Origin of the sequence: Alistipes provencensis (genome assembly GCF_900083545.1) — a bacterium.
GTDB lineage: Bacteria > Bacteroidota > Bacteroidia > Bacteroidales > Rikenellaceae > Alistipes > Alistipes provencensis.
On the sequence record NZ_LT559262.1, the window covers coordinates 2,285,178 to 2,297,435 of the forward strand.

The 12,258-nt window shown below is 55.9% G+C and carries 7 protein-coding genes; all 7 read left to right on the forward strand.

The features are described 5' to 3' along the window. The first annotated feature begins 5 nt into the window (after positions 1–5). The 7 genes from BN5935_RS08960 to BN5935_RS08990 all read left to right on the forward strand — a co-directional run bounded on the left by BN5935_RS08960 (position 6) and on the right by BN5935_RS08990 (position 12,038). On the forward strand, positions 6–1,484 hold the full coding sequence (locus BN5935_RS08960) for a RagB/SusD family nutrient uptake outer membrane protein (RefSeq protein ID WP_064975807.1): 1,479 nt from the start codon (positions 6–8) through the stop codon (positions 1,482–1,484). Positions 1,485–1,490: 6 nt separating this feature from the next. Further along, positions 1,491–2,213: a hypothetical protein gene (locus tag BN5935_RS08965; protein ID WP_064975808.1), complete on the forward strand. Its 723-nt coding sequence runs from the start codon at positions 1,491–1,493 to the stop codon at positions 2,211–2,213. An 11-nt stretch (positions 2,214–2,224) separates the two neighbouring features. Beyond that, complete coding sequence (locus tag BN5935_RS08970; RefSeq protein WP_082944079.1) at positions 2,225–3,955, forward strand: PKD-like family lipoprotein; 1,731 nt, start codon at positions 2,225–2,227, stop codon at positions 3,953–3,955. Continuing rightward, positions 3,942–6,197 carry a zinc-dependent metalloprotease gene (locus BN5935_RS08975; RefSeq protein ID WP_162272065.1) on the forward strand — a complete coding sequence of 752 codons (2,256 nt, stop codon included), beginning with the start codon at positions 3,942–3,944 and terminating at the stop codon, positions 6,195–6,197. The genes BN5935_RS08970 and BN5935_RS08975 overlap by 14 nt, the downstream gene beginning before the upstream one ends. 134 nt (positions 6,198–6,331) lie before the next feature. Beyond that, entirely contained in the window at positions 6,332–7,795 is a 1,464-nt protein-coding gene (locus tag BN5935_RS15295) for a hypothetical protein (RefSeq protein ID WP_162272066.1), read from the forward strand. 23 nt (positions 7,796–7,818) lie between these two features. Next, positions 7,819–8,295, forward strand: a complete 477-nt coding sequence (locus BN5935_RS15300; RefSeq protein ID WP_064975812.1) for a TlpA family protein disulfide reductase — start codon at positions 7,819–7,821, stop codon at positions 8,293–8,295. Positions 8,296–8,348: 53 nt separating this feature from the next. After that, entirely contained in the window at positions 8,349–12,038 is a 3,690-nt protein-coding gene (locus BN5935_RS08990; protein WP_147625797.1) for an insulinase family protein, read from the forward strand. Positions 12,039–12,258 lie beyond the last annotated feature (220 nt).

Below are 12,258 nucleotides of genomic sequence, written 5' to 3' on the forward strand. Positions count from 1 at the left end.
ACCGTATGAAAAAGATATTTTACCGCACCATATTGTTTCTGGGGCTTGCAGGCACACTTTCTTCCTGCGGAGAGTGGCTCGATGTGCAGCCCAAAACCTCAATCGAGCAGGACGACCTCTTCTCCCAGGAATACGGCTTCAAGGACGCATTGACGGGTTTCTATATCAAAATGGGGGAAACGGGTCTTTATGCCCAGAATCTCACCTACGGCTACCTCGATTTGCTGGCCGGCCTTTACACCAGAGCCTCGATTCTGGGGATTTACGACATGTCGACGCTCTATGCTTTCGACGGCGCCTACCAAAGCACCGTGAACCAGATCTACGCCGAGATGTACAACATCATCGCCAACATCAACAACTTCCTCCACTTCATCGATGTCAAGCGCGATGTCATCACGACCCCTGACTATTATGAAACGATGAAGGGCGAAGCGCTGGGGTTGAGAGCGTTTCTCCATTTCGACCTGTTGCGCATGTTCGGACCCGTCTATGCCGTACATCCCGAAAGCAAAGCCGTTCCTTACCGCACGCAGTTCAACCATGAAGCCACTCCGATTCTTTCGGCGCGTGAGGTGCTCGATCTCTGCATCGCCGACCTGCTCGAGGCCGAAGAGCTGCTCGAAGAGCACGACAGCCAGATTTTCAACTACGACGATACGGCCGATCCGTTCACCGAGATGCGGCAGATGCGCATGAACATCTGGGCCGTGAAAGCAATGCTCGCCCGCACATATCTCTACAAGGGAGATGCCGGCAGCAAGGAACTGGCGCTCGACTACGCTTTGCAGGTTATCGAAAGCGGCAAGTTCACATTGGCCGACCGAAGCATGATCGGAGCCTACCCGAACATGCCTTCGGAGCATATTTTCGCGCTCTCGATCTTCGATTATTATTCCATCGTCGACCCGATCTTCGTCGACCCGGATGTTTCGACCATCCTTTCCGCAACGAAAACCCAGGTCGAGACATGGTACGAAGGGAGCGTCGACAGTCGCCGTCAGGTCATGGCTCCGAGGCTCGATCAGGGAGGACAGGATATGGTGGTGCTGACGAAATACGATCAAGGCAAATACAGTTCCGCACGCGACAACTATTCCGGTTACGATGCGCAGCCGCTGATCCGGCTGTCGGAAATGTACTATATCGCCGCCGAGTGCGAATCCGATCCGGAAACTGCCGCCGACTATTTGGACGAGGTGATCTCCCTGCGCACGGGAAGGTACGATGTGACACTGACTCAAGGATTCGACCAGCGGGATACCCGTCAGATCTACGGCATCACTACCGGTCAGACCGTACGCACGAACGAATTGATGAAAGAGTATCTCAAAGAGTTCTACGGCGAAGGACAACTCTTCTATTTCTACAAGCGCCATAATTTTACAACATTCTCGAACTGTCCACTGACCAACACCGACATGACATCGCATTATCAGATGCCGCTGCCGGACGATGAATACACATTCGGAAACAATAACTAAACGACCATGAACAAAACGATCATAACGGCACTGTGTATCGGCACGATCCTCATCTCCGGTTGCAAGGAAAACGACATCGCATACTACGGTGAAGAATCCCGTCTGGAGTTCTCGACCTACATTTCGTGCGCGTTCAACGACCAAAATTATTTCGATGCCTTCATTGCGGACGAGAAGATTACAAACGTCGATTTTCCGGTCAAGGTCAACCTCATCGGGCAGCTGTTGACCGGGGAGCGTACTTTTTGCCTGCAATGGAGCCAGGACGAAAAAACGGATTACGACATAGCGATTGCATTGGAGAATCCCTATACGTTTCCTGTGAGTACAGAAACGACGTCAGCAAAAATTAGTGTCGCATGTCCTGACAGAAATTGCATCTCGACGGCCAAATCTCCGCGCCAAGGGCGTGCTTCGATAACTTTCGATGCGGAAAATTCCGCACACCAGTTCGGTCTGGGCCGTGAGGAGAACCTCACGGGGGAGGTTCATGCGACCCTAAGTATCCAGCCCTCGACATGGAGCAACGAATGGTGGGGTTCGTACAGCAATTCGAAATACATCCTGATGATGGAGTGTTTCAAGACCACGCACGACGCCATTGCGAAAACACAGGCAAACCAAGTCAAAATCAGGACCTATTATACACAGTACAAGCGAGAACACGGCCCGCTCTACGGCGATGATGACGAGAGCAGTACCGAAATTTCATTCCCGCTGAACAGTTAATGTGAGAAGACATGAAACAGTTATTTAAATTTTTGTGTGTCACGAGTTCATTGTGGTTAGCGTCCTGTTACGAAGACAAAAGCAACTACGACTACCACGAGATCAACGACATCGAGATCGTAAGTTCCTCGTATGTATATACCACGCCTCCGGAAGGTATGACGCGCGAGATCTTGATCGAGCCGACCATCACACAGACGATGACCTCCGGGAGTGAAAATCTCGCTTACGAGTGGAAACGCCGTGTAGACGGTCTCTCCTGGAGTGTCGTGGGACACGAGGCGACCTACAGACTGGTCGTCACATCGAATGATACGCAGGATATCTACCTGCGCTTTGCTGTGACGGATACCGATCAGGACATCATCACCTACGAAGAGATCGTCGTACGGCCGATATTCGCATTCAATCAATGCTGGTTCGTCTTGCAGAACGAGAACGATCAAGCCGTATTGGGAAGCGTCGATGGCGAAGGTGCCGTCCGTGTCGTCACGCACGATATCTATAAGCAGGAAACCGGACGATCGTTCTCGGGAAAGCCGACCGGACTGGAGCTCCATCCGTTCATGCGACTGAACGATTTCCTTACAGATCCGGGCACTCCGACCTATGCGGTCTTACTCGGGGTATTCACGGACACAGAGCCCTACATACTCAACGGCTCGACGCTTGAGAATTTCAAGTGGAACTACCAGCGTCTGCTCTATGAAAAACGGATCAAAGGAGATGCGACTTTCGCCCCTTGGTCGATGATCGGCTGTCGGAACAATCTTTCTATCGTCGATGATGGAAAACTGTGGATGGCGTTCTGCGATTCGTTCGGCCTCTGCTATACGGCCAAACTCGATCCTGCGCTGGGCGGCGAATTCGATTATCAGGCAGCATTACTGGGATACGGGGTCTTAACATTAGGCCCCTCGAATGTCATCTACGATAGCAGGGGCAACCGTTTCCTCTTTCACCAAATGACCGATGCTTTCTCGATGGGAATTCACGACCGTCAAGCCATCGCCAACGGCAACGGAGATCGGGACAACCTCTATACGGAAGACCGGTATAATGCCGGTGGAACGCTCGTATCGCTGGCCACCATGTCGGAAGAGGCCAAAGTAAGCTCCGCATTCGACCCGGATCATCTGCCGGGCGATATCCGAATGGATTATATGGGGCTGATGAACAGTCAGCTCACCTACAACGCGACGCTGGCCGTGGGGCACAACTCCTCGAACGAGCTCCACGTTTACGAGTTCAATCAGGACGTACTATCGGGTTCCATGAGCGATCTTCCTTTCTGCAATGCTTACTGGAACATCCGGGCCGAGGGCGATGTCTCCGCCCTCCAAGCAGGAGAGCTGCCCGTGGCGAGCTCTCTCTTCTTCAACCGGATATTTTTCTATGCCGCCGGCAACAAGGTATATCGCGTGGATATGTCATTCTCGGAGCAGATACCGACCGTGTCGCTGGTCTATGAATATCCCGATGCCGATTCGAAAATCACCCATATGAAATTCAAATCCGATTGCTATGACATCATAGAAAACGGCACTAACAAGGAGATTCAACGTCACTTGGGCCTTATCGTCGAGGATGCCGGGGGAAATGCCTGCCTGGTGGAGCTTCTTCTGACCGTCGCCGGAGAGATCGAACGCGACAGACAGACGGATCAACCCATCGTCTATACGTTCGACGGGGATTTCAAGCATGTCGTGGATTTCACCTTCTCGTTCCGTGAAACGATTTGAGGTCATACTTTTTGCCGCGGTTTTGCTGCTGTCGCTGAAAGAAACGGCGACAGCGGCAGAGTCCGGGGTGAATCTGTCCGGGGTGCCGAACGGGATGATCTCGGTGCATACGGACGGGGACCGGATTCTGTGGACTCTGCCCGATACACTCTCCGGCCGTGAAATGGGCCTTTTCGTCACGCTGCTGGATGCTCCCCTGCAAACCGACCGGGAGAACAAATACGGCTATCGGGGCGACCGCTACGGTCCGATGATCCTGCGGTTCGTCCGCAGCGGGCAGGACGTGCATCTGGAGAGCGCCGTCGGGCATCGGTTGGCGGACGATGACGCGGATTTTGCGTCTTTGCACAACGAACGGGAGGGTTGGAGCATCGTGCGGGATTTTCCCGTCGTCGGAAACGAAGCCGAACGCGGCCGCTTTACGATCGACGTCACGGAATGGCTCGGTGACAGCCGGTTCTTCGGACTGGATCCCGTTTCATTCCTGTTTCGGCTGGTCGGCGTCGAGAGCCGTTCGTGTCTGTCCGAAATCCGAACGCTGAAGGATCAAGTGATCGTCCGTTCGGAAATTACCTGTATGCCGTCGCCGTTTCCCATTCCGGGAGCGCGACGCGACACTACGCGCTGGAAAGTCGGTACAACGCTGGCTCTGTTGCCTGTCGAGCCCCGGCGTCCCCGCTACGACGACCCGCACGTCGGATTTTATTCCATTCCCGCAGTCCGTGCCGATTCCGGGGGAACGACGGCGCTTCCGGCCCGGGTTATCAAACGCTGGCGGCTGGAGGTCGCACCCGAAGATTCGGCCCGTTATCTGCGCGGCGAGGCCGTCGAGCCTGTCCGGCCGATCCGATTCCGTCTCGATACGGCGTTCCCCGAACGCTGGAAGGTCCCGATGATCCGCGCCGTACATAACTGGCTGCCTGTTTTCGAAGCGTGCGGATTCCGCAACGCCCTCGAAATCCGCGATGCGGAAAACGATCCCGACTGTACGCTCGACAATGTCCGTTACACATGGATTTGCTACAAGGAATCCCCGATGGAAAACGCCTACGGAAGTCCGCTTGCGGACTTGCGAAGCGGAGAGATCGTAAGCGCCCACATTTCCGTATTCAGTTCGGTTTTCAACCTGTTGCAGGAATGGTATATATCCCAGACAGGAAATACGAACCCCATTCCCGACGACATGACGGAGGCGCTGTTCGAAACGGTACTGACCCACGAAATCGGACATGTGCTGGGATTGGAACACAATTATTACGGCAGTTCGCTCTACGACACGGCGCAACTGCGCGATGCGGAATCGATGCGGTGTACGGGAGCCGGCACGTCGATCATGGACTATATGCGTCTGAACTATGCGGCGCAACCCGAAGACGGATTCGCACCGGCCGACCTCGTGCCGCATATCGGTGCTTACGATTATGCCGCCATCGACTGGGCCTACCATGAGTATCCCGGACTGGATTTCCGGACGGAATGCGACTCGGTCTTCCGGAAGGCCCGGGCAATGGCCTCCCGCCGGGAAACCCGGTTCATGACGCTTTCGAACGTCGATCCCCAGGCTCAGCGCGAAGACATCGGCCGCGAACCGCTGGAAAGCGCCCTTTTGGGAATGAATCACCTGAAAAGAGTATGTGAAAGAATTGCGGCACCGAACGCCGCCGGCACGGATACGGAGCAGTTGCAACGGGCCGTTGCCACGCAACTGGGATATTATACGGAACATGCCATGACCTATGTCGGGGGAATCTGCCATGACTTCGACGGTTCCATGCCGTCTGTCCGGGCGATCGGGGCGGACGAACAGCGCCGGGCGCTGGAGTTCCTGCGATGCTACGTCGTGGAGCCTCCCGCATGGCTCGCGGATGCGCTTCTCCGCCGAAACGGAACCCGGATTGCCGAACGGATGACGGAACGGCTCCCGTTCGTCCATGCGGCCGAATTGCGCGGCGGAAGCGATTATTCCGTAGAAGCGTATCTTGACGACATGCAGCGGATTTTCCTCGGCGATACGACAGATTCTTGTCCTTCGCCGGAGCGTCGGAAGCTGATCGACAGCTACACCGGGGCGCTCGTGCGGCGGATGCACGACGACGAACCGGGAACGGTCGGTATCCGGATCGCCGTTCGCTTGCGGCTCGAAGCGCTCTATCATGCCGTTGCGGAATACGACGACGAATACTGGGTCCGCTGGCGGGAACGGATGAACGAAACGCTCGGAATCAAAAACGGAACAAAATGAAAAGATCCATTCCAACAGGATACATGGGGGTTTTGACTGCACTGTTGCCCGTTTTCTTTGCATGCACAGCCGTGCGGGCAGCTGCGGAAGCAGACACCCGATGTGTCCGGCAGACGGTACACGGAGATTCATTGGTGTTACGCGCCGAAGGCCGGCTCCCGGTTTACGAATGCAACGGCCGGATCTATCTGGAACTGCCCCGAGAGGGTGTCGAGGTTACGGCGCAGATCGACCGCGGACAGGGGATTCGAAACCGCGCATTGCCGGTGGATTCGACTCTCTCGTGTTTTACCGAACCGGACAAAATGCGGACGATACATGCCGGAACATCCGACCGTCCGCTGGTCGATATTACCGACCCTCTGCTCTCTGTTGACGGCTGGGCAAACCCTGCGGGTGAAGTAGGGACTCCCGATACCGGACGGAACGAGCTGCTCGGCGTCGAACCTTTCGGGGAAGGAGTGTTGTTCCGGCTTCGCAACCGTTACAAATATACGAACGGCGAAACCATGGTGACGATGGCATTGCCGTCGGGGGTGCAGCCGGTGGAATTCTCCGTGGCCCTGACCTTGCGCGGCAAAGTTCGCCCCCGAATACTGATTGCGGGTTCGACACTTCCCGAAACGTATGCCCGGCTGCTGAATCTCGCCGTGAAACGCTACAACCGGGCGCATCGCAAGAATCGCGTCCGTCTGGCGCAAGGCAAGGAAATCGTGGATGCCCGTCACCCTTACGCCGCCTCCTACGATCTCTGCGACAAATTGCTGCGGACAGAGATTTCCGGCAGCGAAAACGGCGGGAAAACATCGTTTGCGCGCATCGGGTTCGGAGCATGCGACGACGCACAGGACGTGTTGCGGCATGCGCTGCGTACGGCCACCTCGGCATCCGGGCTGTGGGAGCTTCTGTCCGACGAAATCGGATGCCGGGAAGCATACCTCGGCGAACGGCTCGACCGGACTTTGCAGGAGATATTCGACGGAGTGCGGCAACCGGATCCGGCCGTCGGTTCCGGAGTGCAGATCACGACCGCCATGCAGGAAGCCGATCGGCAAATGGCTCTTTGGGCGGAGTTCGTGCAGCAGGGCGCCACCAAGGAGAGACGGGAAAAGCTGGCCCGAACCAGCCCCCTGATCTACTCGCTCGCAGAGGAATATTACGCGGAGATTCTGGACAGAGCGGTCGGCGTATCCGGGAAACGGGAGGTCTTGCAATGGATCGCCGCCAACCTGACCGCCGACGCTTCAGGACGCTTCGATACCGGTTATCCGCAACGGACACAAGTCGCAACGGCGGAAAGCCATGTCCGGAAGATCTGGCGCAGGCTCTTCGAAACCGTACCGCCCGCAGCATTTACCGCCGTGACGGAAACATTCGCAGGCATGACGGAGGCGCACTCGGCATCCGAGGCGGCGTTTGCAGTACAGGATGCCTGCGTCCATGCACTGAACGGAATTATAGGGGAGCGGCCCGAATTCGCGGAATTCGCCGCGGCACTCGCCGATTTCTATGTCCGGGAAACGGAGAGTCCCGATTTGCGGAGAAAGACATTCGCGAAACTCCAAATACAACGACTGAACGAAATACGAAACCGATAAAACCAAAAACAATTCGACCGATTATGAAAAAATTGCTTCTTGTCTGCGCAGCCTTGCTGTTCGCCGGTCAGACTTTTAGTCAGAACATTCCCGAAAATACCGTACTCAAGCGCCTCGACGGTTCCGAAGTGAAGATGAAAGACGTACTGAAGGACGACGTGGTGATCATCTCTTTCTGGGCCACATGGTGCAAGCCGTGCCATGCCGAGCTGGACGCCTTGTACGACATCGAAGAGATGTGGCGCGACAAAGTGCGTATCGTCGCCATATCGACCGACGATGCCCGCACCACGGCCAAGGTACGCTCGTTGGTAACGGGGAAACGCTGGCCTTACGAGGTGCTGCTCGACACGAACAAAACGCTGTTCAAGGCCCTCAATCTGGCGTCCATTCCTTTCGTGATGATCGTCAAAAACGGCGAAACGCTCTATTCCCATACGGGATATACGCCCGGCAACGAACGGCTCGTCGTTCAGAAAGCGCTGGAGTACATCAAATAACCGGCTCACCGAAAGAAAATCCGAACACTTGTTTATCCAAACCGACTGCTGTCATGAAAAGGAATCTCTTGTTTTTCTGCCTGCTTCTGACGATATTGCCGGTCTCGGCCCGGCAGAACCGGCCCCAGCCCGACTTTACGAATCCGGAAACCCGAATCCCCGTCGATCCGGATGTCCGCACGGGACGGCTGGATAACGGGCTGACCTATTATATCCGCCATAACGAAAATCCCAAAGGACAAGCCGATTTCTACATCATACACAATGTCGGAGCCATTCAGGAAAACGACTTCCAGCAGGGGCTGGCGCATTTTCTGGAGCATATGGCTTTCAACGGCACGAAGAACCTTCCCGACAAGACGCTCATCGAGTATCTGGAGAAAATCGGCGTGAAGTTCGGTGCCAACCTCAATGCGGCGACGAGCTGGGATCAGACGGTCTATAACATCGCCGAAGTGCCCACATCCCGTGAAGGAATCATCGATTCGTGCCTTCTGATCCTGCACGACTGGTCGCATTTCATCGCATTGGAGTCCGAGGAGATCGATTCCGAACGGGGCGTCATCATGGAGGAGCTGCGCTCGCGCGACGGTGCCGCATGGCGTTCGTCGCTCGAAATGCTCAAGGCCGTCGGACGCGGAACCCGCTACGAGCACCGCAATCTGATCGGCTACCTCGATTTTCTCGGGAGTTTCGATCATCAGGCCTTACGGGATTTCTATCATACATGGTATCGTCCCGATTATCAGGCTGTAGTGGTCGTCGGAGATCTGGACACGGACATCGTGGAAGCCAAAATCCGCAAGCTGATGAGCGACATTCCGGGACCGGCGGCCGACGCTCCGAAAAAGGATGTCATCGTCGTTCCCGACAACGAAGAGCCGATCATCAGTATTTTCACCGACAGGGAGATGCAAGGGTCCCGCATCCAATTATTCATCAAGCATCCGAGACTCCCCAGAGAGCAGAATGAACGCGTAAAAGCCGAAATGAAGTCGATTATCGAATATTATGTCACTGCAATGGAGAATGCCCGTCTGCAGGAAATAGCCATGCACCCCGCCGCACCGTTTCTGGCAGCCGACGTGGGCACCGGCGGCATCGGGCTCATCCCGACGCTCGATGCCGTGGCGTTCAGCGCAGCGACCCGTGACGGGGAACTGGCCGGAGGGTTCGAAGCGCTACTCACCGAAATGGAACGGATGCGCCGCTACGGGTTTACACAGGGTGAATTCGAGCGTGCGAAACAGGAACTCATGCGCTCCTGTGAGCGCAGGTACGCCACCCGCGGGGAGCGCTACAACTCGGAATTCGTCCAGGCTTGTCTGGCACACTATCAGCATAACCGCATGATGCCCGATGCCGAAACGGAATGGAAAATGGACAGCACGTTGTTGCAGCACATCGACCTGAAAGCGGTCAACGAATACGCAGCGCGTTGCATTACGCCCGCTAATCAGGTGATCGTCGTGGCTGCGCCCGAAAAGGGGGGTGTTCCCGTCCCGACTGCCGGGGAACTGCTTGCGATTCGCAACCGGGTCGCCGAGGCTGAAATCGCTCCGTTCGAGGATACGGCGATCGACCGGCCGTTGATCCCCGAAGGAACCGACCTGAAAGGCGCACCCGTTCGGAAGAGCTCGTTCGACAAGACATACGGCACGACGGAATGGACGCTTGCCAACGGAGCCCGCATCGTCGCGAAGCCCACGACGTTCAAGACCGATGAGATTCAGATGGCAGTGGTGTCCGACGGCGGCCTCTCCCTGCTCTCCGACGAAGAGTATTGGACCGGGCAGCTGCTCGAATCCGTCGTTTCATTCTCCGGAGCAGGCGACTTTTCGGCTACGGAACTGCAGAAAGTTCTCACCGGGAAAGTCGCCTCGGTGGGCGTTTCCATCGGCGATTATTCGAACGGCGTGGGCGGCTTCTGCTCGCCGCAGGATTTGGAAACGATGCTGCAACTCGTCTATCTGAATTTCACGCAGCCGCGTTTCGACGAGGAGGATTTCGATACCCTGATGTCGATGCTGCGAACCCGTCTGGAAAATGCACAGTCCGACCCCGGATCCGAATACCAAAAACGCATGCTGAAGCTTGTTTACGGCAATCATCCCCGGCGGCAGACGCTCTCGCCCGAGGTTCTCGAAAAGGTGAGCTTCGCGGCGCTCCCGGCCTCTTACCATAAGCTTTATCCGGGAGCCCGCGGGTTCACCTTCATTTTCGTCGGCAATATCGACCTCGCGGTGTTGCGCCCATTGGCCGAGAAATATATCGGATCGATTCCCGATCAGAAAAAGGCGTTGAAATATGCCGACGACAAAGTCCGTCCCGTGTCGGGCATGCACACGGAAGAGTTCGGGATGCCCATGCAGCAGCCGAAAGTCTCCGTAGCCTGTCGCTTCTCCGGCAAGATTGCCAATACGCTCGAAAACCGGCTGACCTTATCGTTTCTTTCGCAGGCACTCACCGCCCGCTACCGGGAGTCGATTCGTGAGGAGAAGGGCGGAACCTACGGTGTAAGCGTTTCCGGTTCGGTTTCGCATACTCCGGTCGACAGATACGGTCTGCAAATCAGTTTCGACACCAACGAGGAGATGGTCGAAGAACTGCGGGACATAGTCCGGCAGGAAATACGGGAGATGGCCGACAAGGGGCCCGACGGCGAAACGATGGAGAAAATCCGCGGCTACTTGCGGAAGAACTGGGAAAGCGGACTGGAACAGAACGGCAACTGGCTCTCTTTCATCAGCGACTGGAAATTCGAGAATCTCGACTATGTGAGCGATTATCTGCCGGCACTCGAAGCCGTTTCTTCGTCCGACGTGCAGCGTCTGGCAAAGAAGATCCTCGCCGACGGCAACCTCGTGAACCTCGTCATGCGTCCCGAAACGCCCGAAGTCCCGGATACGAAGGCGGAGCAACCTGCGGAAACCGCATCGGACGAGCCGTTCGACATCGAAGAGTGCCGCAAGGCGGCCGGCGAGGGCGACGTCGCTGCATGCAGGACTCTGGGAGAATATTACGAAAACCCGAAAGATGAATCCATCCAGCCGCGGAATCTTTACGCCGCACAGAACTGGTACCGCAAGGCGGCAGATTCGGGGGATTCCGAAGCAGAATATCTGCTCGCATGCAGCTACCTGAACCTATGCGAGGATTTGGAGGAACCGCGGCCGGATGATCTTCGGAACGCCCTGCATTGGTTCCGCAGGGCGGCCGGACAAGGACATGCCGGAGCGCAGGAGAGACTTGCGGCATGGAGCGGCGAAGTTGCGGCTGTCACGGCGCAGCCGGACGCACCCTTATCGTGCGGTCGGGGCAAAGATCGGTCCGTAATCGACGACTATGCGAAACTGCTCAATACGTTCGACGCGGCGATGTCTCACGGTACCCGGCTGGTGACCTCTCCTAAAGACAAAGGCGTGATTGTCGGCCGTACCCGGTACGAGGAGCTCCGTAAGGAGCTGTTGACGGGCGATCGTTACGGGGCGGCGACTTATCGTGCCGCGCTGGACTCGTTGCAGGCGCACCATACGATTCGGTCGTTTCAGGATATGGCTCGGGATTATATGTTCACGATGCTGCGAAAGTTCTACGACGAGCGGCCGATCGAATGGAGCCAGCCCCGAAAGACCGGAAAAGGATGCTACGAAATGACCGACATGAAAACCCTGTTTATATATGTGATAGAGGAACGTGAAGAGGGTATCCGAATCTGCCGCAAAGAATCCGGCGAAGAATGAAACCTGTAAAAAGGAGATTTTTCGATATGAGAAACGATATGCTGCAACCCGGATACACTATATGTCGGATCCGAAGATCGGGGTAAAACCGCGACTCTTTTTATAGTATGTCTGCAATTTATCGTGACTGTTGGATGTCGCATGTTCTTCCGACTGCCGGTTACCGGGTGGGATGCATATTTCATCATTACATTAACAACAAAGGGACAATGATAAATAT

What these genes read in the sequence shown, in the direction of transcription:
- BN5935_RS08990 (WP_147625797.1), top strand. Translation starts at nt 8,349, where the DNA reads ATGAAAAGGAATCTCTTGTTTTTCTGCCTGCTTCTGACGATATTGCCG.
- BN5935_RS08960 (WP_064975807.1), top strand. Translation starts at nt 6, where the DNA reads ATGAAAAAGATATTTTACCGCACCATATTGTTTCTGGGGCTTGCAGGC.
- BN5935_RS15300 (WP_064975812.1), top strand. Translation starts at nt 7,819, where the DNA reads ATGAAAAAATTGCTTCTTGTCTGCGCAGCCTTGCTGTTCGCCGGTCAG.
- BN5935_RS08970 (WP_082944079.1), top strand. Translation starts at nt 2,225, where the DNA reads ATGAAACAGTTATTTAAATTTTTGTGTGTCACGAGTTCATTGTGGTTA.
- BN5935_RS08965 (WP_064975808.1), top strand. Translation starts at nt 1,491, where the DNA reads ATGAACAAAACGATCATAACGGCACTGTGTATCGGCACGATCCTCATC.